The 26,100-nt window shown below is 62.0% G+C and carries 25 protein-coding genes; 10 read left to right on the forward strand and 15 right to left on the reverse strand.

Annotation, left to right across the window (positions count from 1 at the left end):
- Positions 1-48: 48 nt before the first annotated feature.
- Positions 49-819, reverse strand: coding sequence for a PP2C family protein-serine/threonine phosphatase (locus tag HHL24_RS01885; RefSeq protein ID WP_169483694.1), 771 nt, complete (start codon positions 817-819; stop codon positions 49-51).
- A gap of 5 nt (positions 820-824) precedes the next feature.
- Positions 825-1,112, reverse strand: coding sequence for a hypothetical protein (locus HHL24_RS01890; RefSeq protein WP_054035641.1), 288 nt, complete (start codon positions 1,110-1,112; stop codon positions 825-827).
- Between the two features lie 542 nt (positions 1,113-1,654).
- Here HHL24_RS01890 and HHL24_RS01895 point away from each other — a divergent pair.
- Both HHL24_RS01895 and HHL24_RS01900 read left to right on the forward strand, forming a co-directional pair.
- The gene (locus HHL24_RS01895; protein WP_169483695.1) at positions 1,655-2,158 is read left to right on the forward strand and encodes a lecithin retinol acyltransferase family protein; all 504 of its coding nucleotides are present in this window, start codon (positions 1,655-1,657) and stop codon (positions 2,156-2,158) included.
- Positions 2,159-2,204: 46 nt separating this feature from the next.
- A complete protein-coding gene (locus tag HHL24_RS01900; RefSeq protein ID WP_169483696.1) occupies positions 2,205-2,459 on the forward strand; it encodes a hypothetical protein in 255 nt (84 codons plus the stop codon).
- A gap of 11 nt (positions 2,460-2,470) precedes the next feature.
- Here HHL24_RS01900 and HHL24_RS01905 read toward each other — a convergent pair whose 3' ends face one another.
- Positions 2,471-3,343: a LysR family transcriptional regulator gene (locus tag HHL24_RS01905; protein ID WP_169483697.1), complete on the reverse strand. Its 873-nt coding sequence runs from the start codon at positions 3,341-3,343 to the stop codon at positions 2,471-2,473.
- Between the two features lie 232 nt (positions 3,344-3,575).
- Between HHL24_RS01905 and HHL24_RS01910 the strand changes: the two genes are divergently transcribed.
- Together HHL24_RS01910 and HHL24_RS01915 are read left to right on the forward strand one after the other, a co-directional pair.
- Complete coding sequence (locus HHL24_RS01910; protein ID WP_169483698.1) at positions 3,576-4,040, forward strand: DUF4126 domain-containing protein; 465 nt, start codon at positions 3,576-3,578, stop codon at positions 4,038-4,040.
- A gap of 125 nt (positions 4,041-4,165) precedes the next feature.
- The gene (locus tag HHL24_RS01915; protein WP_169483699.1) at positions 4,166-4,930 is read left to right on the forward strand and encodes an IclR family transcriptional regulator; all 765 of its coding nucleotides are present in this window, start codon (positions 4,166-4,168) and stop codon (positions 4,928-4,930) included.
- On the opposite strand, the gene HHL24_RS01920 is transcribed toward HHL24_RS01915, so the two are convergent.
- The 9 genes from HHL24_RS01920 to HHL24_RS01960 all read right to left on the reverse strand — a co-directional run bounded on the left by HHL24_RS01920 (position 4,918) and on the right by HHL24_RS01960 (position 15,816).
- Complete coding sequence (locus tag HHL24_RS01920) at positions 4,918-5,742, reverse strand: citryl-CoA lyase (protein WP_169483700.1); 825 nt, start codon at positions 5,740-5,742, stop codon at positions 4,918-4,920. The two genes, HHL24_RS01915 and HHL24_RS01920, sit on opposite strands and share 13 nt — an antisense overlap.
- Before the next feature lie 2 nt (positions 5,743-5,744).
- Complete coding sequence (locus tag HHL24_RS01925) at positions 5,745-6,944, reverse strand: CaiB/BaiF CoA transferase family protein (protein ID WP_169483701.1); 1,200 nt, start codon at positions 6,942-6,944, stop codon at positions 5,745-5,747.
- A 16-nt stretch (positions 6,945-6,960) separates the two neighbouring features.
- Positions 6,961-8,394: an MFS transporter gene (locus tag HHL24_RS01930; RefSeq protein WP_169483702.1), complete on the reverse strand. Its 1,434-nt coding sequence runs from the start codon at positions 8,392-8,394 to the stop codon at positions 6,961-6,963.
- A gap of 125 nt (positions 8,395-8,519) precedes the next feature.
- A complete protein-coding gene (locus HHL24_RS01935) occupies positions 8,520-8,870 on the reverse strand; it encodes a response regulator (RefSeq protein WP_169483703.1) in 351 nt (116 codons plus the stop codon).
- Positions 8,871-8,876: 6 nt separating this feature from the next.
- On the reverse strand, positions 8,877-10,352 hold the full coding sequence (locus tag HHL24_RS01940; protein WP_169483704.1) for an ATPase domain-containing protein: 1,476 nt from the start codon (positions 10,350-10,352) through the stop codon (positions 8,877-8,879).
- 394 nt (positions 10,353-10,746) lie between these two features.
- Positions 10,747-12,480 carry a tannase/feruloyl esterase family alpha/beta hydrolase gene (locus HHL24_RS01945; RefSeq protein ID WP_169483705.1) on the reverse strand — a complete coding sequence of 578 codons (1,734 nt, stop codon included), beginning with the start codon at positions 12,478-12,480 and terminating at the stop codon, positions 10,747-10,749.
- A gap of 15 nt (positions 12,481-12,495) precedes the next feature.
- The gene (locus tag HHL24_RS01950) at positions 12,496-13,635 is read right to left on the reverse strand and encodes a porin (RefSeq protein WP_169483706.1); all 1,140 of its coding nucleotides are present in this window, start codon (positions 13,633-13,635) and stop codon (positions 12,496-12,498) included.
- 81 nt (positions 13,636-13,716) lie between these two features.
- The gene (mhpT, locus tag HHL24_RS01955) at positions 13,717-14,877 is read right to left on the reverse strand and encodes a 3-(3-hydroxy-phenyl)propionate transporter MhpT (protein ID WP_230417316.1); all 1,161 of its coding nucleotides are present in this window, start codon (positions 14,875-14,877) and stop codon (positions 13,717-13,719) included.
- A 468-nt stretch (positions 14,878-15,345) separates the two neighbouring features.
- On the reverse strand, positions 15,346-15,816 hold the full coding sequence (locus HHL24_RS01960) for a MarR family winged helix-turn-helix transcriptional regulator (RefSeq protein ID WP_407947465.1): 471 nt from the start codon (positions 15,814-15,816) through the stop codon (positions 15,346-15,348).
- Positions 15,817-15,983: 167 nt separating this feature from the next.
- Here HHL24_RS01960 and HHL24_RS01965 point away from each other — a divergent pair, with 167 nt between their 5' ends.
- The 5 genes from HHL24_RS01965 (at position 15,984) to HHL24_RS01985 (ending at position 21,971) form a co-directional block, all read left to right on the forward strand.
- Positions 15,984-16,811: a p-hydroxycinnamoyl CoA hydratase/lyase gene (locus HHL24_RS01965; RefSeq protein ID WP_169483709.1), complete on the forward strand. Its 828-nt coding sequence runs from the start codon at positions 15,984-15,986 to the stop codon at positions 16,809-16,811.
- Between the two features lie 99 nt (positions 16,812-16,910).
- Positions 16,911-18,362 carry an aldehyde dehydrogenase gene (locus HHL24_RS01970; RefSeq protein ID WP_169483710.1) on the forward strand — a complete coding sequence of 484 codons (1,452 nt, stop codon included), beginning with the start codon at positions 16,911-16,913 and terminating at the stop codon, positions 18,360-18,362.
- A 117-nt stretch (positions 18,363-18,479) separates the two neighbouring features.
- The gene (locus HHL24_RS01975) at positions 18,480-20,393 is read left to right on the forward strand and encodes a feruloyl-CoA synthase (protein WP_169483711.1); all 1,914 of its coding nucleotides are present in this window, start codon (positions 18,480-18,482) and stop codon (positions 20,391-20,393) included.
- 109 nt (positions 20,394-20,502) lie between these two features.
- The gene (locus HHL24_RS01980; RefSeq protein WP_169483712.1) at positions 20,503-21,549 is read left to right on the forward strand and encodes a phytoene/squalene synthase family protein; all 1,047 of its coding nucleotides are present in this window, start codon (positions 20,503-20,505) and stop codon (positions 21,547-21,549) included.
- A gap of 173 nt (positions 21,550-21,722) precedes the next feature.
- Positions 21,723-21,971: a hypothetical protein gene (locus HHL24_RS01985; RefSeq protein ID WP_169483713.1), complete on the forward strand. Its 249-nt coding sequence runs from the start codon at positions 21,723-21,725 to the stop codon at positions 21,969-21,971.
- 313 nt (positions 21,972-22,284) lie between these two features.
- Here the strand turns inward: HHL24_RS01985 and HHL24_RS01990 are convergent, their stop codons facing one another.
- Together HHL24_RS01990 and HHL24_RS01995 are read right to left on the reverse strand one after the other, a co-directional pair.
- Entirely contained in the window at positions 22,285-22,602 is a 318-nt protein-coding gene (locus tag HHL24_RS01990) for a DUF4148 domain-containing protein (protein WP_169483714.1), read from the reverse strand.
- 390 nt (positions 22,603-22,992) lie between these two features.
- Entirely contained in the window at positions 22,993-23,271 is a 279-nt protein-coding gene (locus tag HHL24_RS01995; RefSeq protein WP_169483715.1) for a transposase, read from the reverse strand.
- A gap of 434 nt (positions 23,272-23,705) precedes the next feature.
- Here HHL24_RS01995 and HHL24_RS02000 point away from each other — a divergent pair, with 434 nt between their 5' ends.
- On the forward strand, positions 23,706-24,584 hold the full coding sequence (locus HHL24_RS02000) for an EAL domain-containing protein (protein ID WP_169483716.1): 879 nt from the start codon (positions 23,706-23,708) through the stop codon (positions 24,582-24,584).
- Between the two features lie 229 nt (positions 24,585-24,813).
- Here HHL24_RS02000 and HHL24_RS02005 read toward each other — a convergent pair whose 3' ends face one another.
- Positions 24,814-26,082 carry an isoprenylcysteine carboxylmethyltransferase family protein gene (locus HHL24_RS02005; protein WP_169483717.1) on the reverse strand — a complete coding sequence of 423 codons (1,269 nt, stop codon included), beginning with the start codon at positions 26,080-26,082 and terminating at the stop codon, positions 24,814-24,816.
- Between the last annotated feature and the right edge of the window lie 18 nt (positions 26,083-26,100).

Below are 26,100 nucleotides of genomic sequence, written 5' to 3' on the forward strand. Positions count from 1 at the left end.
CCCGGTTGCCAATAACGTGTTTAAGGCAGCGCTTTCAAACCCGCGCTTTCAAGGCGCGGGGTTCAGCAGGGTCTTGTCGGATGCATACGGATCTTCAGCTTGCACCACCACCGCGGTGACATTGTCACGTCCGCCGTGTGCGATGGCCAATGCGACCAGTTCATCGGACGCGCGTTCACACGCGACCGTGGTCAGCACCGCCAGTATTTCCGCATCGGTGACTTCGTTGCTGAGTCCGTCGCTGCATAGCAGGAAGATATCGCCATCCGCGACTTCGATCGCGTCGTCATCGAGTTCGAGCACATCCGTAGCGCCGACCGCGCGCGTGATCATGTGCTGCGCCGGATGATGCCGCGCCTCTTCGTCGGTAATCACGCCGAGCGACTTGAGTTCTTCCACCTGACTATGATCGCGCGTGAGTTGGCGCAATTGCCCTGCGCGATACAGATAGATGCGGCTGTCGCCGGCCCATAGATAGCCGCAGAAACGGTCGCACGCGAGCAGCACGACGACTGTGCTGCCGATCCGTTGCACCTGGCGGCGCGCGGCTTCGTCCCGCAGTTGGCGGTTGGCCGTTTGCAGGCGTGCCCGCGCGTCGGCGATACAGGTTTTCATGGCGAGCGGCGGAGTGAGATGGCTCAACGCGTCGATCACCAGACGGCTCGCCAGATCGCCGACCGCATGCCCGCCCATGCCATCGGCGACGGCCCAGCGCCCGGATTCGGGCTGGTCGAGGCAGGCATCTTCGTTGATTTCACGGACGCGTCCGGCGTCGGAACGCGCGGACGACGTCCATCGAAATTGGCTCGGACAGGTCACAAGGGCTACACCGTATCGTTTCTGCTGCGTGCGTCCGGGGAGACGTTGATGTTCGAGTTCGCGCCGGTGTTGCGCACATCCACCGACTGGAACGTGTTGATCATCTGGTTAGCATAGAAGTTGTTCGAAATGTCGTACAGGTTCACGACCGGACCAATGCTCGGCGTTTCCCGCACATAGGGCTGAATCCAGCCGTACACCCACGGCGCACCGCCGCCGCCGCGGATCGCCGCCATCGCTTTACGGTCGAGCGCGAGGTTGAGCGAGAGGTCGTTCACAGTGATGGAAGCCATGTCGTTCTCCGGTTGGCCGCGTGCGTCGGGCGCGCGGTTGAAAAGGAATTAGACGTGATAGTGCAAGTGCCATGCCAATTTGCGGCTCACACGCACGCTTTCTCGTAACGTATTGATTGCGTGGCGATTCCAGATGCTCGTGCAGGCAGCGCCTGTTCACACGGAGGTGCGGAGGTCGGGAGGCAGCCAACATCCGGGCGCGTGCACCGATGCAGGACCCAACACATTGGGCCAGGCTCACGGACGCTCGCGGACGCGCCAGCGGCTGGCAAACCGGTCCCCCCAAATAATCGACACAGGCCAACACGTCGGCCAGACTGTCGGACTCTCGCGGGCACACCAGCGGCTGGCGAACCGGTACCCCGAAATGATTGACACAGGCCAACACATCGGCTTGATTTCTGTCGGCTCACACCGGACACCTGCTGTGCTCAAAACACCTCGCAATTCCTGCCAGCCCTTTAAATAAAGGCTTTTCAGCACATGGCCCGGATGATGCAAAAGATCTCGCAACAGTGTTGGATATCGAAGCGAGGCCAGCCATGAACACGAACCCTCTTCCGACGAGCAACGAAGGCCGCGACGCAAGCAGCAATGAAGCGTCGACCATCGACCTGCCAATCGGCGCGCATCTCGTCACGCAACGGCGCGGCTACGAACATCACGGCATTTACGTCGGCAATGGCCGCGTGGTCCATTACGCGGGCTTTGCAAGCTCGGCGCATCGCGGCCCGGTGGAGGAAGTGGAATTAAACCGCTTCGCCGCCGGTCATCCGTTGACGATACACCCGACCCCGAGCGCTCGTTACGTTGGCGATGAAGCCGTGTGCCGTGCGCGCTCCCGTCTCGGCGAAAACCACTACCGTCTGCTGACGAACAACTGCGAGCACTTCTGCACGTGGTGCCTGCTCGGCGAAAGCCGCAGCGAACAGGTGCATTGCTGCTTAACCCATCCCCGCGCCGGCATGCACGCGCTGGTGTGTCTGGTGAAGGCGTTTGTCGAAAGCGCCGCGAAGGGTGGTCACGTTACCGCGCAGCTCGCGTGAGCGAACGGGAACGAGGCGAGGAATTCAAGGATTCAAGGAGCGCATCATGGTTACCGCAGAAAAGACCTTGCACTGGGCCGTCGATAAATGGCTCGCGCCTACGCCGTCAATGCCCGCGCGTGTCGTACGGTTTTGCCACAGCGCGTCGCAACATCAGCGCTACGTCTGCGTGGAAGCGCTGCGGCCGGGCGGCTTGCTGTCGATCTTCTTCTTCCGTCATGACGACGGCTCGTGGAACGTGTTCCCGCCGCAAGCTGAGCGGCCCGCCATGAATGGCCATCGCCGCGCGGCAGTCTGCTAGCTTTGGGTGCCTTATGCGTGCAGGGCCGCTTCCTTCACGATCCACTGACTGAACAGCAGCATCGCCGGCGTCATCGGTTTGCCCTTCAACCACGTCAGCCAGTAGCTGCCGGCATGAACTTCCACCTCGAACGGGCGCACCAGACGGCCCGTGTTGATCTCATGATCGAACATCAGCGCCGGCGCCAGCGCGATACCCGCACCCTGCATGGCCGCTTCAACCATGAGCCGCGACGAATCGAACACCGGTCCGCGAATCGGCCGCGGCGGGATGCCGGCGGCCGCGAACCAGCTCATCCAGTCGTCGACGCGATAGGACCGTAGCAAGGTTTCGTCGGCGAGACCCGTCGGGTCGGACAGACGCTTGGCGATGTCAGGCGCGCACAGAATCGCGAGCGGCGCGTCGAGCAGCCGGGTGGCGAGCGAGCCAGGCCAGGTGCCGTCGCCGAAACGAATCGCGAAGTCGAGGCCTTCTGTGGCGAGGTCGACCAGATTATTGTTCGTCAGCAGCCGCAGCTCGACAAACGGATGCGCGTCGCGAAACGACTTGAGCCGCGGCATCAGCCAGCCTACCGCGAAGGTACCCACCACGCCGACCGTCAACACCTCGTGAAAGTGACCGCCCTCGAACTGCTTGAGCACGGCCTCGATGCGATCGAACGCATCCGTGAGAACCGGGCGTAGCGCCAGGCCTTCGTCCGTCATGGCCAGTCCGCGGGGCAGACGTTTGAAGAGCGCGGTGCCCAGCCGTTCCTCCAGCGTTCTGACCTGCTGGCTCACGGCCGCCTGGGTGACGTTCAATTCGAGCGCGGCGCGTGTGAAGCTGAGATGTCGCGCGGACGACTCGAAGGCGCGCAGCGCATTCAACGGGAGATACGGTCTCATGGCGAAGGCATAAGATTTTCTTGGGGATCGACTAACTTATCATCGTTTGCCCGCGGACGCCGAAAAACCGATAGTTGCGGCTTCACATAAGGAGCGGCGATGGTCACAAGACGGAAATTCGCGGGCGCGATGCTCGGCGTTTCGATAGCTGGGGTTGCGGTTGGTAGTGGCGGCGCTTACGGTCGAAAGTCGAATCGTGCGACACTAGGGCCACACCAAATCGGAGTCCGCTATGTCTGTCTATGTCCTGGCATTGCTAATCGGCGTAGTGGCTGGCCTTCGCGCGATGACCGCGCCCGCGGCTGTCAGTTGGGCGGCGCATCTGGGATGGTTGCCGCTGCAGGACACGCCTCTGGCCTTTCTCGGCTTCACTGCCACACCGTACATCTTCACCGTGCTGGCGATCGTCGAACTGATTACCGATCAACTGCCGAAAACGCCTAGCCGTACCGTGCCGATGCAATTCGGCGCTCGTCTCGTGTTGGGTGGCTTGAGCGGCGCGGCGATCGGGGCAGCGCATGGCGGCTTGCTGGGTGGTTTGATTGCCGGGGTGGTGGGCGCGGTGATCGGCACACTGGGCGGCGCGAAGGTGAGAGGTGCGTTGGCGCGTGCATTCGGCCGGGACTTGCCGGCCGCGTTGATCGAAGACGCGGTGGCGATCATTGGTGCTGCGTTGATTGTGATGGCGTTGCGTTGACCCGAGTGGGCGTTTGCATTTCCAGGCGCGCAGCATCCGTTGGAGCGCCTCCCGCAGGGTATGACAGTCCCGCGTCATGGCGTAAAATTTCCGCTTCGATATGAAGCAACGTTACCCACGCCAACATGCCAACGCCTGCGGACAAATCAAACTCAAAAGAAAGCGAGGGCGTTGCCGTCATCGATCGTGCTTGCGCGATCCTGTTCGCCTTCAGGCCGGATGACGCCGCGCTCACGCTCGCCGAACTCGCAGCACGCACGGGACTCTACAAGAGCACGCTGTTGCGGCTCGCGGGCTCGCTGATCCAGCACCGCCTGCTGCTGCGGCTGGACGACGGCCGCTATCAACTCGGCGCCGCGACCTTCATGCTCGGCGCGTTGTACCAGCGCAGCCTCAACGTCGGCGATATTCTGGTGCCGCTAATGCGCGAACTCGCGGAAACGAGCGGCGAAAGCGTGTCCTTCTATGTGCGCGACGAGGCGGTGCGTGTCTGTCTGCATCGTGTGGACTCGACGCATGCGGTGCGTTTTCACGTGCGCGAAGGCGATGTGTTGCCGTTGGAAAGCGGCTCGGGCGGCCATGCGTTGCTGGCGTTCGGCGGCATGCCGGGCGAGCCGTACGAGAAGATTCGCGAGGATTTCTACTGTGTGTCGATCGGCGAGCGCGATCGGGAGACAGCCGGGATCTCGATGCCGGTATTCGGTGTGCGCCAGAGTTTGCGTGGCGTGCTGACGCTCGCGGGCCCAAGCTCGCGTATCGATCAGGCGTTCCTCGAACGCAATCTCGGTGCATTGTTCGACTGCGCCGCACGCGCTACGGATGCGTTAGGCGGCGACTCACGCGCGATGCGCAACGCGCAGCGGCGCGCGGCCGAAGTTCAGGACAGGTGACGCTCGGGCTTGCCCGTGTAGGTGTAGTTCATCTGGCGTGGCATCGGGCCTTTGTTGCGCTCGTTGCGTCCGCGTTGCTCCCAGGCATGCGACAGAATGCCGACCGCGCGCGACAGGCAGAACACGCCGCGCGCCAGCTCCGGCGCAAAGCCGAGTTCCGCGTAGATCACGGCGGTTGCGCCGTCGATATTCATCGGCACGGGTTTGTTCTTGCGCTGCTTGAGCAAAGCTTCGATTCCGCGCGCGATGGCGGCGTATCGCCCGCTGATACTTTTCTGTTCGACGCCTTCGTCCACGAGCGAAAGAAGCCGGATTGCCCGCGGATCGACCGGATGAAAGCGGTGCCCGAAGCCGGGCAAATACTTGTCTTGTTCGGCAGTAAAAGCATCGATACCTTGCTCGACGGCTTCTTCCAACGCAGCGCCTGCTTCCATGCGTTCGGCGATGGAATCGTACAGTTCGACCGCCTGTTGACCCGCGCCGCCATGCACATCGTCCAGTGCATTGATTGCTGAAGCCATCGCGCCGTTCAGCGGCAGACCGCAACTGGTCGCCATCCGCGAGATCGCAATCGACGGTGCATGCGGACCATGATCCACCGATGCAACCAGCGCCGCCTCGAACAAACGCGCTTGCGCGGCGTCAGGCAGTTCGCCGCGCAGCATCAGCCAGATCATCTGCGGGAAGCTGACGTTGCCGATCAACTCCTGAATCGGGAAGCCACGCACCTTGATCGAACCCGGATGAATGTCGATGATCGAGGTGCTCCAGTACTCGGCGGCGAGCTTGGCGGCGTCGAATGCTTGCGTCATATTCAGATCACTCCTTCGGAGCGTAGGTGGTCGATTTGCGCGTCGACGTAACCGAGCGAGGCGAGATGCTCACGTGTGTGAGCCGATAGAACCGGTGCGGGTGTGGTCGGCGCCGTGTCGGCATCGGAGAGACGAAAGCCCGCACGGGTGACGCGTTGCCGCTCAGTAGTGTCGTCGCCGGCGAATTCGCGGATGAACTCGCGCGATTCCAGATGCGGGTGCGCGAGAATCTCCGGCACCGACATCACGCGCCCGGCCGGCACGCCTGCTTCGAAAAATTTGGCTTCCCAATTCGTCGCGCTGTCGCTTGCCAGCGCTGCTTCGATTTCAGCCTTCAATGCCGCGCGATTCATTTTGCGCGCGTTGCGCTCGGAAAAGCGCGCGTCGTCGAGCAGATCGGCGCGGCCGATCAGATGGCATAGGCTCGCGAACTGCTTGTTTTCGTTCGCGGCGATATTGAGCGGCCCGTCGCCGGTTTTGAAGGTGCCCGAAGGCGCGGCGGTGAAGTTTTCGTTGCCCATCGGCTCAGGCGTGACGCCGGCATTCAGATAGTTCGACACGACCCAGCCCATTGTCGCGAGCGTGGCTTCCAGCATCGAGACATCGAGCATGCGGCCGTGTCCGCTCGCGCGGGCATCGACCAACGCGGCGCAGATGCCGAACGCAGCCGTGAGACCGCCGACCGTGTCGGATACCGGATAGCCGACGCGCAACGGCGCGCTGTCGGCGTCGCCGGTCACGCTCATCACACCCGAAATGCCCTGGATGATCTGGTCGTAGGCGGGGCGTTTCGAAAACTCGCCGTCCATGCCGAAGCCGGAGATCGCGCAATACACGAGCTTCGGATTCACCTCGCGCAACGCGTCGAAATCGAGGCCGAGCCGCGTCATTACACCGGGCCGGAAATTTTCGACCAGCACGTCCGCGGTTTTGACGAGCTCGCGCAAAATGGTCTTGCCGCGCGGGTCTTTCAGATTGAGCGTGATCGACTGCTTGCCCGCATTCACCGCGACAAACGAGGCCCCCATGTTACGCATCGACGCTCCCTTGTCGGCGCCCAGACGCCGCGCAAGATCGCCGCCTTCGGGATGCTCGACCTTGATCACCTCCGCGCCGAGCAACGCGAGTTGATACGCGCAAAACGGTCCCGCCAATACATTCGATAAATCCAGTACCCGCACTCCAGCTAACGGCAGCGTCATCTTTGAAGCCTCTTGTTCAATGCGAAATTTCGTCGAGATTGCGATTGTTGGTACGTGGCCCGAAGATGCCGATCGCGCCCATCACCATCACCATCGACACCGTGATCAACGCGAACACGCCTGGCACCTGGAAGTAGCGCAGCGCGAAGGCGATCATGAAGCCGGAAAACATCGCGGATAAACGCGACATCGAGTAAACGAAACCGACGGCGCGTGCCCGCAACCGCGTGGGGAACAGTTCGGTCTGATACGCGTGATAGCCGACCGAGAGTAGCGTGCCGCACAGCGTGATCAGCACGCCGAGCGTCATCAGCATGGCCGGTGAGGTTTGTGTCGCGAAAAGGCTGCCGAACACGGCGATACCGAGGGCCGACAACACGATCAACGTCTTACGTTCGATGCGGTCCGCGATCGCCATGCCGATCAGTGGGCCGAACGGATTCGAGATCGCAATGACGAACGAGTACATCAGGCTGTGCGTGATCGTTATGCCTTTGGAGACCAGCAACGTCGGTACCCATGACGCGAAACCGTAGAAGCCGATCGCCTGGAAGAAGTTGAACACGAGCATCGTGATTGCGCGTTTGCGATACGGCGGCTGCCAGATTTCGCGGAAGGCGGCCTTGGTGGTGGCCGGCTCGACAGCCGGTACAGGTGCGGGCAATGGCTTGCCGTATTGCCTCGCGACTTTCGCCTCGAGCGCTTGCAGGACCTGTTCCGCTTCGGCGGCGCGGCCTTGCTGCGCGAGCCAGCGCGGGCTTTCCGGCACGCGCCGACGGATTGCCCACACCACCAGCGCGCCGGCCGCGCCGATGATCACGACCCAGCGCCAGCCGTCAATGCCGAACGGCGTTTGCGGCACCAGCCACCACGCGAGCAAGGCGACTGACGGCACGGCGGTGTACTGCACCAGATGAACAAAAGCGAATGCACGGCCACGCAGATGTTTCGGCACGAGTTCGCTGACATAAGTGTCGATCGTCACCAGTTCGACGCCGACGCCGATGCCCGCGATCAGGCGCCACAGGTTGATGGCCGGCGCGCTGGTTTGCAGCGCCATGATCAGCGTGGCCGCGGAGTACCACAGCAGCGAAACGGTAAAAACGGTTCTGCGGCCATAGCGATCCGCCATGCCCGCCAGAAAGAAGGTGCCGATGAAGAGCCCGGCGAACGATGCCGCCACGAAGGCGCCCAGACCGGACACGCCGAAAAACGATGCGGTCGTCGTCGCATAGAGCCCGCTTTTGACGAGGCCGGGGCCGACATAAGCCGTGAAAAACAGGTCGTAGAACTCGAACCAGCCGCCGATCGACAACAGGAACACCAGCGTCCATATCGTGCGCGTCGCGGGCAGACGGTCGATGCGCGCATTGACGCCCGGCGTGAGCGACTGCGCGCCGGCGCTTGAATCGGGCGACGCGCCGGGTGTGTCGATCGGCAGGCTTGCCATGGAATCTCTCCTTCGAGTGTCTCTCGCTTGTGTCGTTCTGTCTAATAGAACGACGTTCTATTTAATGAGTGTGCCGAGGTTAGCCTGTGTGGCGTTTGCCAGGAATTCGGGGTTTTACCTAGCCGTCAAACCGCCATCCGCTCCAGCATGGCGAGAAGGGTGTCGAATGAAAGCGGCTTGCGTGCGTATTCGATGGTGGGATTCGGCTGCGCGGGAATATCCGCGGCCGCGCTGCACAGGATGATCGGAATGGCGCGCAGATCGGGGTCGTCATACAGTGCGGCGCACAGTTGCAGCCCCGACATGACCGGCATCATGCAGTCCGACACGATGATGTCGGGCCGGGTGTTGCGGATCTGTTCAAGTGCTGCGGCTCCGTTGGAGGCTGTCAGTACGGCATAGCCGTGCCGCTCCAGCAACAGTCGCCAGACCGTGAGGATGTCGAACTCGTCGTCCACGACCAGGATGGTTTTCATGGGCGGTTAGGGATTTCGTGGCGGCGTCAGCGTGGCCGACAGGCCTTGCGGCGGATACGCGCTAGCCGGGTCGGCCGGATTCCCAATCACGTCGAGGCCCTGAGCCGAAATCACGAGTTCGCGCAGAGAACTGTCATGGGCGCTTTCGCGTTGCTTGACCACGGAAACCATGCGCCGCAGACCCGACTCCGTTTCGGCGTAGCGCAGCAGCACGAGGTTTTCGGTCAACGCGGAGACCCGCACGCTCTTCGCGTGGCCGGGGGCGGCGTAAAGCGGCAGCTCTTCCGTCAGTATGGTGGTGACGCAGGCTTCCCGAAGCTGATGAAGCAGCGCGTTCAGGAATAGGCCAAAGCGTTCGGTACGCAAGGCCGAGTCGCGAAAACCCTCCACGCCGTCGATCACGATGCGCGACGCACCGATCTTCCTGACCGTGGCCAAGGCAACGGCCGCGAGTTCGTCGATCGCCAGTTCGATGGCGGGTTGCCATTGAATGACGAGGCGGCCGTCGTTGTACGCGTCGGTCAGCGCGATAGAGACGGCCTCGGCTTTGCCGATCAGCCGCTGTGGCCCTTCATAGAAACCCAGATACACGCAGCGTTCGCCGCGCGCCAGGCCGGCCGCCAGGAACTGCAGACAGAGCAAGGTTTTGCCGACACCCGACTGCCCGACCAGCGTGGTCGTGGAGCCTTGAGCGAAACCGCCGCCAAGCAGGTTGTCCAGATGTGGGAGGCCGAAGCCGAGCCGCGTTTTCAGTTCGACTGGGCCCGGTTGCCCGGCGCGCAGCCCTTCCAGACGCGGGAACGTCAAGAGCCCGCTTTCGGCGATGCGAAAGAAATGTTTGCCCATCAGGTGGTTGCGCGCACGCATCTTGTGCACTTCGATTTCGCGCGCGCGGCGCATGCCGTTGTCGTAGCGGTTCAGCTCGATCAGACCATCGACCAGCGTGTGCTCGGGGTGCGGTTCATTGCCGGAGAGCGGTGCTAGCAACAAGGTGGTGCAATTCATTGCCGCGACCAGCGCGTTCAACTCGTGGATGAACTTCGACAGCGACAGTTCTGTTTCGCTGAATTCGCGCGCGCTGCGAAAGCCGTCGATGATCATTAGACTCGGACGATAGTCGTAAATGCTCGACGCGATCAGCTTGAGGAAGCCATCGAGACCGCCTTGCATCAGCTCGTGATAGCCGGACACGAACAGCATCTGCTGTGCCACGGCGGTTTCGTCGAAGAAGCTCAGACCTCTTAGGTGCGCCAGCAGCTTGTCGTGCGACTCGGCGATCAAGGTCATGTACAGCACCTTTTCGCCGTTGCTTACACGATGAAAACCAATCTGGCTCGACAGAATTGTTTTGCCGGCGCCGGCCATGCCTTCCAGCAGATAGACCCCGCCGCGGACCAGACCCCCGCCCAGGATCTCGTCGAGACCGGGGACACCCGTTTCCACGTTGGGCTGAGCGGAGGTCTGAGATTCGTGGATAGTCATTGTCGATACGTCGTTCAAAGTGCGGAGGAGCGACAGCTTGCAAGTGGAATCAAGCGGACCGGTATCGCTCAATCAAACGTTGCCAGCAAGTCGTGTTCCCGCTAGTGGGCGGCGATAACGCGTGTCGGCATTGGATGAAGGGAGTTCCGCCTGGCCCCCTCCCACTTGGCGAACGGCGTGTGGGCGGGCGGCGCAATGGGTGCGCGAGGGGTGCGGCTTACAGGCAGGTATCGACAGCGTGCAGGAGCGTTTTTTTCAAAACGATGCAACGAAGGGGGGAAGCGCAGGAGACGGGATGGGCATTCCCTCGCGCATGCAAAGTACAAATCATGCGCGAGGGTTATGCGTTTTTCTTGCAGGGCCGCCTACGACCCAGCAACGACTCAGTGACGCGTTAGCTGCACGCGAAACTGCTTGCGGCGTTGATGTCTCCGCCTTGATAGCGGGCGACTTTCGGATACGCGCACAGCGGCCGCGTGCGTCCCGCGCCCCAATCGGCCGGCACATCCGTGTTCGGCACGACATTGCTTGCATCGCGCGCGGTGGCGACCACACTGTCCGGCGCCTTGCCCTGTTCGACCCACGCGATCATCGGCGTGAGCATGTCGAACTGGTCGGTGCTCGGACCGCCGGAGCAGTGGTTCATGCCGGCGATCGTGTAAAGACGGGCGAAGTTCGAGGCGTCGCCGCCGTTGGCCGTCGTGAGCCGCTGATACCAGTCGGTCGTGTCGTTCGACGAAAACACCGGGTCGCTCGTGCCGTGATAGACCATCAGTTTTGCGCCGCGCTGCTTCAACGCGCTGAGGTTGGTCTCGTCGGGCGGCGTCATGAACGACCAGGCCGATTCGGTATACACGCCGCTGGTGGCGAAGATTTTCGGCGCGTCGGTATCCATGCTGAAGTTCAGCGCATAGGCCGACAACTGGCTCAACACCGATGCACTCTGCGGCAGCGTGGTGAACGTGAATGCCGCTGCGGCGGGATCGAGGGTGATCGAGTTCGCCTGCTTCCATGCCGACCAGCCCGGGCCGAGGCCGGCGTCGTACGGAAAGCTCGAATACAGGGCCGTGCCGGTGCTGTTGCGCGCGCCCGAAAAGACGTTGCCGACCGCGTCCTTCTGCGCACTCGTCAGACAGGTTCCGTCGCGCACGTTGTTCGTGCAGGTGGGCACGTCCGTCGCCAGGTTGAAGTTTGCCTGGCATGCCTTGATATCCTGAATCATGCCGTCGCTGGCGCCGTCGAGCGCGTCGCATTTGGCCAATATCTTCGACGCCACCATTTGACGTTCCGCCGCGGTAAAGCCGGTCGTGATGTCGGGCAGGCCGTTCGAGGTCGTGGCGGTCGCCACTTTGGCCAATTGCTGCGCGCTCCACATTTCACCGATTGCGGCCTTTGGTAAGTGAAAGCCCGGGTCACCGGCAATGATCCCGTCGTATTGCGCCGATGAGCGTGCCGCCGCGACCAATGCATGGCGGCCACCGTTGGAGCAGCCGTCGAAATAGCTGCGGTCCGGTCCCTTGCCGTAGGCTAGCTTGATCACCTGCTTGGCCATTGGCGTGAGTGTGGCGACCGCGTTGTAGCCATAGTCGAGGCGCGCTTGCGGGTCGAGTCCGAACAGCGGATTCTGCGCCGCACTGTGCCCCGCATCCGAGCTGATCACGGCGAAGCCCATGTTGAGCGCGTCGTTGGTCGGGCCGCCGCCGCCGATTTCGCCAGTAGCAGTGACGACATTGCCGTCGAGCCCACCGTTAGCCTGATAGAAGAAGCGCCCGTTCCACGCAAGCGGCAGACGCATCTCGAAGCCGATGGCGTACGTGTTGCCGTCGACGCTGCTTACGCGCTGATTCATGCTGCCCTGAATCAGACAATGCTCGGCGATCGGTTTGCCGGCCACCTTGAGCGTGCCGGCTGCCACGTCCGTCACCGAGGTGAAGACGGTGTTGGCGAATGTGAGCTTGGCGGCGAGCGCCGCACAATTTCCAGCGAGCGTGCCGGGTGTGGCTGCGTTCAGTTGCGGAAGGGCGTTAGCGCTCGTGTTGGTGCTAGCCGAGTCGCTGACATCGTTGCCGCCGCACGCGGCGAGGATGAGCGCGGCAGACGCTGCCAGAGCGATAGATGTGTGTTTCATGCGGTATCTCCTGGGCTAGAACGAATGACGAATGCCGACCATCACGCCGGTCTGGCCGGTGCCTGCCGTGGGTGTCGTGCCGCCGCCACCGGCGCTGACCGAGTAGCGCGCCTTCTCACTGTTGGCGAGATACGAGCCTTGCGCATAGACAGCGGTGCGCTTCGAAAGCAGATACGTGGTACGTAGCGTGCCCATCGCGGCGCGCGTGTCGTGCTCGCTATTGTTGATGTGATAGACCTCGCCATCGACAATGAAGGCAGGCGTCACGAAGTACGAGGCGCCGACGAAGAACAGATCCGAACGCACGGCTGCAATCGTGACGGCCGCTGGCTCGACACGGCGATTGAGCCAGCCCGCGCCGATCTTTGCTTTGCCGAGATTCGCGTAGGCACTGACTTGGGTGCGGATGTCCTTATCGGCGGCGTTGGTGAGCGGAATGGGCGCAACGCCGTCGAAGAAGTTCGCGGCCGCGGTACTGCCGCCGCGCTGCTCCTCATACGACGCCGCGACACCGAACAGCGGCACGTCGTACTTGAGCATCACCGACCACTCGCGGCATTCCGTTGCATGCCCGGCTACCGAGCCGGTGCAGGTGCCCTGGCCCGGCGAGTTGCCGGTGCCTGCCGAGTCGCGGCCGAACGAATAGTTCGCGCCGAGCGTCACACCCGCATAAGTGCCGAGGTAGCTCACTGAATTGTCGGCGCGGGCGTTCGGCACGTAGGCATCGAGCGAGCCCAGCCCGTAAATGTCCGGACCGATCAGGTCCGCACCCATCAGCGCGAGATACGTCATCGTGTACTGGCGTCCGAACGAAACCGTGCCGTATGGACTCTTGATGCCGACGAACGCCTGGCGCCCGAATAACCGGCCGCCCTGGCCCAGATCGCCGCCGCGCACGTTGAAGCCGCTTTCCAGTGTGAATACCGCGCTATAGCCGCCGCCCAGGTCTTCATTGCCGCGCAGGCCCCAACGCGAAGGCAGTTCGCCCGTGACAGACGGCATGCGGAATACGCCATTGCCCGCGGCGTTCGCGTGCGATACGTATTCGATGCCGGTGTCGACGATGCCGTAGAGCGTCACGCTCGATTGGGCCGTTGCTGCGCCACTGGCGGCGCACAATGCGCCGCAAAGAAGGAGGCGTGCGGATGCTTGCATGAAGTGTGTCTCCAAACCGTTGATTGAATGTGTTTGTTGTTGGGGCTTGCGGGGTTTTGTTGGGTCTTCTTATGTGCCCGGTCAGTCGTCGGCGCGCGGACGGCGCAGCAACAGCAACGCCGCCGCGGCGGCGATCAGCGTGACGGGAATGCTCGCGCCGATGACCGTCGACGAACTGCGACCCATCGCCAGCAATTGGCCTGCGGCAAGCGGTCCGACCACCGAGCCGATACGGCCCACCGCCACGGCTGCGCCGACACCGGTGCCGCGCATGGCAGTCGGATAAAACGCCGCCGACAATGCGTACAGCACCGATTGGCCGCCGATCACGAACATCCCCGCGAAAAAGGCGGAGGTGGCGAGTGCGCCGAAGCCGGGCGCCATCGAGAGCGCCGCGAGCGACGCGATGATCCCGACGTACATGCCCGCCACCACGACGCCTGAGCGCATCCGGTCCATCAACATGCCGATGCACAACGCGCCGATGCCGCCGCCGATGTTGAAGAAGATCTGCACGTAGCCCACTTGTGCACGCGACAGGCCGCTTGCCGCCATTAGCGAAGGCAACCAGTTGAGCAGAAAGTAGAGGACGATCAGTGTGCAGAAATAGCTGACCCAGATCTGCACGGTCGAGAGGCCACGTGTGCCGCCGAACAGGATCTCGCCGACCGGCGCGGGCTTCGCATGACCGTCTCGCGAGGCCTTGGCGAATGCCTTCGAATCCGCGAGAAACACGAGCAACAGCGGCACCAGCACCAGCGGCCCTGCGCCGCCGACGTAGAAAATGTGCCGCCACTCGGTGTCGCCCGCACTCAGCACGCCGATCACCGAAGCGATCACACCGCCGAACGGAATGCCGCAATACATCACACTCACCGCAGTGCTGCGCGAGCGCGGCTCGACCGCTTCCGACGACAACGCGATCAGATTCGGGAGTGCGCCACCCAAGCCGATCCCCGTCAGCACACGCACGATCACCAGTGTGTGAAAGTCACTCACCAGCGCCGTCGCGATCGACAACAAGCCGAACAGGCATGCGGAAATCACCAGCACACGCTTGCGGCCGATCCGGTCGGCAAGCCGTCCGCCGAACATCGCGCCAGGCAGCAAGCCGAAGGTCCCGGCGCTGAACGCGAGCCCCATCTGCCCGACCGACAGACCGAACTCGCGTGCCATCCGTGGCGCGGCGACGCCGACCGACTGCAGGTCCAACCCTTCGAGCAGGGCGATGGCAAAACACAAGCCGAGTGTGAGGAAGACGCTCGTCTGGCTGGACGTCGCCGGTCCGGCAAGGCTTTCTGTCGAGGGTAATGCTCCGGTTCTTTTCACGTTAGTGATCCTTATTAAAATGCGTGGTTTTCCGGTGTCGATGAAGAACGGCAGGTACCGAGTCGCACGTCTGGTGCGCCGGTTCGGCGCGGAAGCGGTTGAGGTGCTTCAGCGCCGGGGCGCTCTGAAGTTCCAGGCAGTCCCGGTGAAACGGGATTCAGACCGCCATCGAGGTGACGATGGAATGCTTAAGAACAGCCCGACGAAAACCACAGCGCGCAGCACATCGGTTCGATGCTTGCGTTGCTGTCCGTTTGCCTCGAAGCGATGCAACGCGTCTCCACCCGCTGCATCGTGGACTGGATTTAATATCAGGTAGGCTGATAAAGCAAGCGCAAGCGCTTCGGTGAAAACACCTAGCAATTTGCCAAGACGGGAACGTCAGCCGCGCAGGTTGCGCACGAACGTTTCGAGGTGGGTTTGTACCGCGCCGGCCGCTTCGAGCCCGGTGCCTTCCATCATCTGCTTCTCGATCGCCTTGACCGCCTGCTCGCATTCGCGCAGTACGGCTCGCCCTTCATCGGTCAATTGCAGCAGCACGATGCGGCCGTGCGTCGGGTCCGGTTCGCGGCTGACCCAGTTCCGGCTTGCCATGGCGTTCATCACCTCATTGGCCGATTGCGGCGTGATGAAGGAGCGCTCGGCAACCTGCGCATTGGACGCCTGCCCCTTTGCATCGAGTACCGAAAGCGCGGTGAATTGCGCGAGCGTCAAACCGAGCGGTGCGAGCGCCTCAGTCATGCGGCGCCGGAGGATGCGGTCGAGACTGCCAATCACATAGGCCAGCCGCAGGTTGGAGCGACGGGTGCGCGTGGTGGCGGGTTCGACGGGCGAAGTTTGATTTTTGCTCATGATGGGCAGGAGGTTCGGTCTAGCCCGCATCTTAGCGCGCCTCGCCGCCGATCCGACCGATAGGGGTTTGCACCGAGTCGGCGAAATTCCGCTTTACATGTCAGGTAGCCTGATATTAAATGCACTCATCAGGCCGCGGTCGCGGTCAATGTTCACGGAGAAAGAAGATGAATTACGAAGGTCGTTGGGAAACCGTCAAGGTCGATGTTGCAGAGGGAATCGCATGGGTCACGTTCAATCGTCCCGAGAAGCGCAACGCGATGAGTCCGACGCTGAACAAGGAAATGATCGAGGTCCTCGAGGCAGTCGAACTGGACGCCGAAGCACAGGTTCTCGTGCTGACGGGCGAGGGTGACGCGTGGACCGCGGGCATGGACCTGAAGGAATATTTCCGTGAAGTCGACGCCGGCCCGGAAATCCTGCAGGAAAAGATTCGCCGCGATGCATGCCGCTGGCAATGGCAGTTGTTGCGCATGTACGCGAAGCCGACCATCGCGATGGTCAACGGCTGGTGTTTTGGCGGCGGCTTCTCGCCGCTGGTGGCGTGCGATCTCGCGATCGCCGCTGACGAGGCCGTGTTCGGCCTCTCCGAAATCAACTGGGGCATTCCGCCGGGCAACCTGGTGAGTAAGGCAATGGCGGACACCGTGGGGCATCGTCAGGCGCTTTACTACATCATGACCGGCGAGACGTTCACGGGTGAGGAAGCGGCGCAAATGGGCCTCGTCAACAAGAGCGTGCCGCGAGCCGAACTGCGCGAGGCCACGCGTGTTCTCGCCGGCAAGCTGCTGCAAAAGAATCCGGTGGTGCTGCGCGCAGCCAAGAACGGCTTCAAGCGTTGCCGCGAACTGACCTGGGATCAGAACGAAGACTATCTGTACGCCAAGCTCGATCAGGCGCAACTGCGCGATCCCGAAGGCGGCCGTGAGCAGGGTCTGAAGCAGTTCCTCGACGAGAAGGCGATCAAGCCGGGTCTGCAAACCTACAAGCGTTGAGCTATCGCGGGCGCTAAGGTGGGTTCAAGCAGATACACGCGTAGGAAGAGGCGCGCGTGAAGACTGGCGGGCAAGTGAGACAGCGAGGAGACGAGACACATGCATGAAGTGACATTGTTGATCGGCGGCGAGAGCCGCGGCGCATCGGACGGCAGAACCTTCGAGCGGATCAATCCCGCGAGCGGCGTGGCGGCCTCGCGTGCGGCTGCCGCCACGTTGGCCGACGCCGACGCGGCTGTAGAAGCCGCGGCGCGCGCGTTTCCGGCATGGTCGGCATTGGCGCCGACTGAACGCCGCAAACGTCTATTGGCCGCAGCGGATCTGATGGACGCCCGCACGGCGCAATTCATCGAAACCGGTGTGGCCGAAACCGGCGCCATGCCGAACTGGTACGGCTTCAATGTGATGCTGGCCGCCAACATGCTGCGCGAAGCCGCCGCGATGACCACGCAAATCGACGGCGACGTGATTCCGTCGGACGTGCCGGGCAGTCTCGCGATGGCAGTGCGCCAGCCGTGCGGTGTGGTGCTCGGCATGGCGCCGTGGAATGCGCCGGTGATCCTCGGCACGCGGGCGATTGCCATGCCGCTCGCTTGCGGCAACACGGTCGTGCTCAAGGCTTCTGAAGGCTGCCCGGGCGTGCATCGGCTGATTGGCAGCGTGTTGCAGGAAGCCGGGCTTGGCGACGGTGTAGTGAACGTCGTCACGCATTCGGCCGAAGATGCACCGGCAATCGTTGAAAGGCTGATTGCTCATCCGGCAGTGCGGCGCGTCAATTTCACCGGCTCGACGCGGGTTGGACGCATCGTCGCGCAGCATGCCGCGCAGCATCTGAAACCGGCCTTGCTCGAGCTTGGCGGCAAGGCGCCCGTGGTGGTGCTCGACGACGCCGATCTGGATGCAGCAGTGGATGGCATCGCGTTCGGCGCGTTCTTCAACCAGGGGCAGATTTGCATGTCGACGGAGCGGTTGATCGTCGACCGCAAGATCGCCGATGCGTTGGTCGAGAAGCTCGCGGCCAAAGCGCGAACCCTGAAGGCAGGCGATCCGGCTGCGGCCGATTCTGTGCTCGGCGTGCTCGAAAGCGTGGCGGCCGCACGGCGCATCAAGGCGCTCGTTGAAGACGCGCATGAGAAGGGCGCGAAGCTGCCGGTCGGCTGCTCGGTTGAAGGCGCCGTGATGCAACCGGCGATTGTCGACGGTGTGACGCGCGACATGAAGCTTTATGCCGAGGAGTCTTTCGGACCGGTGGTGACGGTGCAGCGTGTGGCCGGTGACGAGGAGGCGATTCAGGTTGCCAACGATAGCGAATACGGTCTCTCCGCGGCGGTATTCAGCCGCGATGTATCGCGCGCGTTGAATGTGGCGAAACGCATCGAATCGGGTATCTGCCATATCAACGGGCCGACCGTGCATGACGAAGCGCAGATGCCGTTCGGCGGCGTGAAGAAGAGCGGCTATGGGCGTTTTGGCAGCAAGGCGTCGATCGCCGAGTTCACGGACCTGCGCTGGATCACGATTCAAACCGGCCCGCGTCACTATCCGATCTGATCGTCCGCGGTCGATGCGCTACATGGAAGCATCAAAGAAGGTTGCTCCGCCGCAGAGCGCGGAGCGCCCGACGCCGTCGCAACGCGGCGCGCAGGCAGCTTTCAAAGGAGACAGGCTTTGCATTCCAAGCCAAGACAACCGAACACCCCCGGCGCGCACGACGAGGCGCCGACGCATTACCGCGCGACGACGATCGGCGCGCCATCGTTGCACGCGCAACGGCGCGGTGACACATGGTATTTGCGCGCTAACGAGCCGCTTGGCGAACACCCGCAACGTCTGACCGACCGGCTCGCGAGCGGCGCGCGCGAGCATCCGGAGCGTTGGCTGGCGGCGCGACGCGGCAGCGACGGTCAATGGATCGGCCTGAGCTACGCGAAAGCGCTGCAAAGTGCTCGCGCGATCGGACAAGCGCTGCTGGCGCGCGATCTTTCCGTCGAGCGTCCGGTTGTGATTCTGTCGGGCAACGATCTCGAACACCTGCAACTGGCGCTCGGCGCGATGTGGGCCGGCATTCCGTATGCGGCGATTTCCCCGGCTTATGCACTCGCTTCCGGCGACTTCGGCAAGCTGCGGCATACGATCGATCTGCTGACGCCGGGCCTGGTCTTCGCAAGCGGCTATGACATATTCGCCAAGGCGATCGATGCAGCGGTGCCGGTCGACGTCGAAGTCGTTGCTGCAACGGGGCCCAAGGCGCCGCAGGCGGCGCGCAGCGTGACTTCGTTCGGCGACCTGCTGGATACAACGCCCGGCACGGTCGATTCTGTTCACGCGGCGGTGAGCCCGGACGCCATCGCCAAGTTTCTGTTCACGTCGGGCTCGACCAGGCTGCCCAAGGCCGTGCCGACCACGCACCGCATGCTGTGCAGCAACCAGCAGATGCTGCTCGAAACGTTTCCTGAGTTCGCGAGCGAGGCGCCGGTGCTGGTCGACTGGCTGCCGTGGAACCACACCTTCGGCGGCAGCCATAACGCGGGCATTGCGCTTTACAACGGCGGAACGCTCTATATCGACGACGGCAAACCGGTCAACGGCAAGTTCCAGGAAACGCTGCGCAACCTGCGCGAAATCGCGCCGACGATCTACTTCAATGTGCCGAAAGGCTGGGAAGAACTGGCCATCGCACTGGAGCAGGATGCGCAATTGCGTGAGACGTTTTTCTCGCGCGTGAAGGTGTATTTCTTCGCAGGTGCGGGGCTCTCGCAAGCCGCGTGGGACCGGCTCGAACGCGTCACCGAGAAGTATTGCGGCGAGCGCATTCGCATCATGGCCGGACTCGGTATGACCGAGACCTCGCCGTCCTGCCTGTTTACCACGGGCCCGGTCATGCGTGCCGGCTATGTCGGCTCACCGGCGCCTGGCTGCGAGGTCAAACTCGCACCGGTCGGCGGCAAGCTCGAAGCGCGCTATCGTGGACCGCATGTGATGGCCGGCTATTGGCGCACGAATTCTGCAGAGTCGGATAACGCCTTCGACGAAGAAGGCTATTTTTGCAGCGGCGACGCGTTGCGCTTTGTCGATGTCGAGCGTCCGGAACTTGGGCTGCTGTTCGACGGACGCATCGCTGAAGACTTCAAGCTGAGTTCGGGCACCTTCGTCAGCGTTGGCCCGATGCGGGCTCGCGTGATCTCCGAAGGCGCGCCGTATGTGCAGGACGTGGTTGTCGCCGGTATGAATCGCGACGACGTGAGTTTGCTGGTGTTTCCGCGGCTCGACGATTGCCGGAGGCTGGCTGGTTTGCCTTTGTCGGCAAGCTCGCGTGAGGTCATCGAAGCCCCCGTCGTGCGGGGGCACTTTGCGGCTTTACTGGAGATGCTCAATCGCAGTGCGACCGGCGGCGCGACCACAATCGCCCGTATCCGGCTCATGGACGTCGCGCCTTCGCTCGATCTCGGCGAGATCACCGACAAAGGATCGATCAATCAACGCGCGGTGCTAACGCATCGGGCCGCGCTCGTCGACGCGATGTACGACACGGCGCAGCGCGATCCCGCCGTGATTTACGCGGCTGCTTGCGGCGCGACTTAGGGCACGCGTCGCTCGCTCTTTCCGGGTTCCTCGTCGCACGGCAAAGGCGCTTCGCCGTATACAATTCGGCTGCGCCTGATTTTTGCCCAATACTGACCTGATCCCATCCATGCCGAATCCGACCCGGGCCTTTCTTCTCGGCCCGCTCCTGAAAGGCGTTTCACGCTCCTTCTATCTCACCCTGCGCGTGTTGCCTGTCGGTATGCGCGATCCGATCGGTCTCGCATACCTGCTGGCACGCGCGGCCGACACGATCGCGGACACCTCGCTGATCTCGCCCGAGCAACGTCTTGCGTTGCTGCTGTCGCTGCGCGACCAGGTCAACGGCGCCCCGGACGACGGCGCGCTGTTCCAGCGCATGGCTGCCGAAGTGGCGGGCCAGCAGGTCCAGTCCGATGAAAAGGTTCTGCTCGAATCGCTCGGCCCGGCGCTCGACGTGCTATCGCAACTGAGCGAGTCCGACCGGAAGGCCGTACGCGGGATCGTGTCGACGCTGACCGAGGGCATGGAATTCGACCTTCGCACGTTCCCTGACGAACGTTCTGGCCAGATCGCCGCGCTGCGCGAGTACGAGGAACTTGATCGCTATACCTACCTCGTGGCGGGCTGCGTCGGCGAATTCTGGACCACCATGACCTACGCGCACATGCCCGGCACGCTGAAAGAGCGGCCCGAGACCATGGCGCGCCGCGGTGTGCGTTTCGGCAAAGCGCTGCAGATGACCAACGTTCTGCGCGATTGCGGCAAGGATTTGCGGATCGGGCGCTGTTATCTTCCGCAGACGATGCTCGATCAATATGGCCTCAGCGCGGAAGATCTCTTGCAGCCGGCCAACTCCGTTCGCGCTCGGCCTCTGATGGTCGAACTCGTGGGCAAGGCGCTGGATCATTTCCGTGAAGCCCTGGACTACACGCTGGCGATACCGGCGTTTTCGGTGCGTTTGCGTCTCGCCTGTTTGTGGCCGATCCTGATCGGCCTGGAGACACTGCTGTTGCTGGTGGATAACGATGCCTGGCTCGACCCGGCCAGGGTCTCCAAGGTCCGGCGCAATCAGGTGTATCAGATCATCGCCTCGTCACTGCTGCTGGTCCCTTCGAATGGCCTGGTGCGAGCGTCGGTGGAAAAGCGGATCAAGCAAATCGAAGCTCGGCTCTGAGCGTCTGCTCAGCTGTATGGATAGTTGGTTATCCGATCCAGCCACGCTGCATAGCGAATTAACGCGGCATTACACCTTACTTAATCTGCATCATTGAATAGCCACCAATCGGGAAACCCCTAGCATCCTGCGCCGATGGTTCGCGTTAGTCTCTTCAAAAGAGGAGACGATCCATGAGACAAGCGTTCAATATTGCAGTGGTGTTGTTGCTTGGCTATTTGATGGCGGATAGGGCGCTGATGCGCGCGCAAGCCGGAGAGATCGGGACAATTACGTGCCACCAAGGCGCGGAACTGATCAAGTCGGACGCGTTGAAAAAGGGCTTCGGTGACGCCGGGGCCAGCAGCCAGGGCGAAAATTTCCTGTCGAGCTGTCTCGTCACGGGTCGTGGCCAAGTGGGCGATCTGGTTGCCCGCGAATGACGCAAGCAGGCTGGCATCACTGAGGGCCCGCCCGGCGTAGCACTATATAAAAGAAAAAGCGCCCAGACCGTGAAGGTCCAGGCGAAGTCATCGGGAGCCCGATGACGGAGGTATCGAATACAGAACTGGCCCGCGATCGGGGATGCTCGGTCGCGGGCCAGTTCGTTTGAATCAGAGCGCGGGGCTGTTTTGCGCGCTTAGCGGCGGATCAGCGCAAAGGGCGGGGCCTTTGCGGTTCGTTCCGCTGGACAGCTGGGTTGCCAGCCTGGTTGCCAGCTCAGTTGCCGGGCCAGGTATCAACTGGGTTGCGAGCTTAGTTGCCGAAGTAAATCGACTTTGGACCGTTTGCCGGAGCCGGGTGGCCCGACTGCGACGAGCCACTTACCGCGCCGCCGTAACCGCTTTCCACGGGTTGCGCAGTGCCGTTTTGCGCGGCGACACGGGCTTGCGCAGCCTGAATGTCAGCCGGGTAGTACGGGTCGGCGCGGCCCGGGTGGTAGCCGGCCTTTTCGAGTTGAATCAGTTCTGCGCGCACCTGGGCGCGGGTCACGGGCTGGTTGGACTGCGCAAACGAGGCAACAGGAGCGGCCAGCACAGCGGCGATAACAACGGCTTGAATGAGCGTCTTCATGATGAACTACCTCCAGTTCGGTCTTTATCTTGCTACGAGCGATCTTGTTCGTAGTCAGTGATTGCATTGTAGTTTTGCGATCTGACCGGAGTAATCATCAATTCAGGTAAGGTTTGTTGCGAGATTTGAGATAAAAGAAAGGGGGACGGTGGACATGCTCAGAGAAACCACCGTGCTCGTCGCATCGGTTGACTAACGATGCGTGTCCCCAGAATGCGTGATTGGAACGCAGCGCATTATAAGTATCGGCGACCCGCTTCTCCGCCTTCATGGATCGAATAAGCGGCAAGGTATGACGTACCGCCACTGGGCGTGAGCGCGCAGGCGATTCTTGGAACAGCAGGTCACTTATGAATCGATACGGAATGCGAAGCAATGCCTGCCGCTGATTCAATAGGCCGACAACGCGGGATCGCACAGCGGAAGACGCTCACTCACCTGGTCCAGAACGCCCGTTCTTTTCCAGGTCGTATACCGCAGATAACAAGTCTGCTGCGGCGGAAAAGTCGCCGGAAGCCTATGCCATTTTTCTTTCGTTTGCAGCACCCAGAGTACCGCGTTGAGGATTTCGCGATCACTGCGACGGGGACGCCCGCGACCGGACGGAACCACAGGAAAGAGATTCTGGACGCGCGCCCAATCGGCGTCTGTGAGGGGGATTTGAAGCATCGGCCGCCTTGAATGACTGTGTGAGGAATGCGCAGTCGTTGCGTGCTGCGTTGGTGCCGATAGTAGTAAATCTTTTTTTCTCGGTCAAATATTCTTGATGCAGTGCGGTACCTTAATTCACCGTTTGTTGTATAGCGATCTGATTCGCTATGCATGACACATTTGCTTAGCGTGAAGCGACGGACCTGTGGTAACCGCCGGGGTTCAACTTCACCATGCGATGCGCCGTAACGTCGATGCAAAATGCTACGTAACGTTCGCGTCCATGCAAACGTATGGCAACAGGAATTGCAGCTCGACAGACCTGATCTTGTCGCCGTAAACCGTTGTCCAGTAGGGGTTATCGATCATGGTCTCCATTAGGTCGCGCAGTGAACCGCAACTTGGCACGACATGTGCATGCGTTAGCCAGGTTAAAGAATTGCGCTCACGCCATGCTAACGCTCGACTATGAAAAGCCTGTATCGCCCGCAACTACGTTCGGCACGCGCAACGCTTGCGTTGAACAGGCGGATTGGGACGACTCGCGCGACGATCCCATGGCGCTGAGTGAACTCGAAAGCCGCGTCCGCGAAGGTCTGCGTGCGGGCGAGTTTCATCTCGTGTTTCAAGGCGCCTATCGCACGGCAAGCGGAGCGCTGGCGCGCCTCGAAGCGCAGGTTCGATGGACGCATCCCGACTACGGGCTGCTGCTTCCGGGCATTTTCATGATGCCGCTCGAGCACCCGCAGGTCGCGCGGGAGATGGCCCTGTTCGCTATCGACGGCGTGTGCCGCGAACTGCGCGACTGCCTCTCTGCGAAGATGGCGCTGCTGCCGGTCGCTATGACGGTGCCGGCGCAAGTGGCCGTGCTCGAATCGTTTGCCGACGATCTCACGCGCATCGCGCGCTCACATGGTGTGCCGGTCAACCTGCTTGACATCGAAGTGCCCGATAGCGCTGACGCGGCACGTCTCCTGTCTTTGCGTACCCTGACGGATGGCCTTCGGTCTGCGGGAGCCGGCATCTCGCTGGGCAAGTGGGGCAACGGCGCGTCTTCGCTCGCGCTGCTCGGTGCGCTCGACGTGGACACCGTCACGATCGCGCCTGAGCTGATGGCCGCGGTTCCGCGTGATCCTCGTGCCTGCATGGTGATATCGGCGCTGCTGGATCTGCTCCATGCGCTTGATGTTCAGGTCGTGGTGAACGGCGTCGAGACCCAAGCACAGTTGCAATGGCTGAGCACATGGCCGGAAGCGTTGGTGCAAGGCTTCCTGTTCTCGCGCCCGAAGGCCGGGCTGGCCAGTGCGCTGGCGCTAAGCCGCGAATCATAACCACGGCACGGGACGTTACGTAACGTCCCGTGTGAAATGTCGTTGAGGCCGGCGTCCATTGCTCGCTGAACGTTGGACGTTGATCGTGTCTTTCACGCAGCTGACGTTCTGGTCTGCTTCCACCGGCAACTGATTGGAATCGGTAAAAAGTACCGATCACAGCCCTCGCATCTTTGATAAATGGTGCACTGCAAAAAATTCGCTTCACCCCGTTTGTAGAATAAACACCTCATTGAAACGCGCGTGCGATCCTGGCGAACAAGCCATTCTTGGCGATCCATTCGGCGTAAGCACGATAGTCGGGATCGCTCATTAGATGCCGTTCCTCGGTTTTGGCGCGCAGGAAATACAACAGGTTCACCGCCGCCAGCGCGACGCAATGCGTGAGCGCGATTCGCCAGCCCAACGGCTCGATGAATGGCACTGAGACCATCCAGAACGAAAGATTCTTCGTGATGTAAGCGGGATGCTTCGTGAAGCGATAAGGGCCCGAGGTGATGATGCCGCGATTGGTCAAGTTCGAAAACCGCAATCCGAACGCGATGGTGGAAAGCGCGTAGGAGAAGACCAAGGCGATAATCACGGTGCCCCAGATGATTCGGACAATGGGCACGGATATCAGCCAGTTGTCCCAGAACATCGTGCCCTGGTAGTGGATGTACTGGCTCGAGATCAGCGACCAGAACGGCTGGTAACAGACAAGCGCAACCAGCCAGCCGAGCGTGGTCGGCTCCGCGCTGCGCACGTGGGTATCGAGAATGCGCAGTGTGCACAGATAACCGACAGTGCCGAGCATCAGGTCCATCGTGAAGGACAGGTCGTACATGAACCTGAACGTCGCAAGCGAGAACGGCGCGTTCATGGCGGTCGCAAGCGATGCGCCGATATGGTCCGCATCGGTGGAGAGATAGGTGATCATCAGCGGCAGGAAGAACGCTTTCACCATCCATCCGGCCAGCATTTCACGCACGGGCTTCCAGTTGGTTGGGCGCTGACCGCGAAATACCAGGCGGCCCCACAACATATAGGCATCGTCGATTTCACGCTGACGCCTGTCCATCCACGCAAAGTAAAACGGCGCGGCCACGATCAGATACGGTGCGAGCGCGCGGATCAGCGTCCAGAAAGGGTTATAGAACGTGCCGTGATACTCGGGCAATAGCCAGTAGAGCAGACCGATGCCGGCATACACGGAAGCCAGCGCGGCAAGGCGCAAACCCACGCGCGCAACACTGAGCGGTCGAACCGCCTGGCCGGTCAGTCCGGCGCTCGGACGTAGATACACGCGTGCGGCAAACAGTTCGTATAGGGCGATCGTCGCGATGATCGCGACACAGGCGGCGGTGCTGCGGCCCGCACCGTCCAGCGCCGTACTGTCGCGTAGCAGCCAGAGCGTAAGAAGGCCGACGACGATGCCAAGCAGGCCTACGGAAAACGGCGTCGCCGAACGCGGCCGCTGCTCTTCTACGTGCGCTACGTTATCCAGAGTGGAGTTCATGTCATCCTCGTATTCATG

The sequence above is a fragment of the Paraburkholderia polaris genome, assembly GCF_012927345.1.
In the GTDB taxonomy this organism is placed as follows: Bacteria; Pseudomonadota; Gammaproteobacteria; order Burkholderiales; family Burkholderiaceae; genus Paraburkholderia; species Paraburkholderia polaris.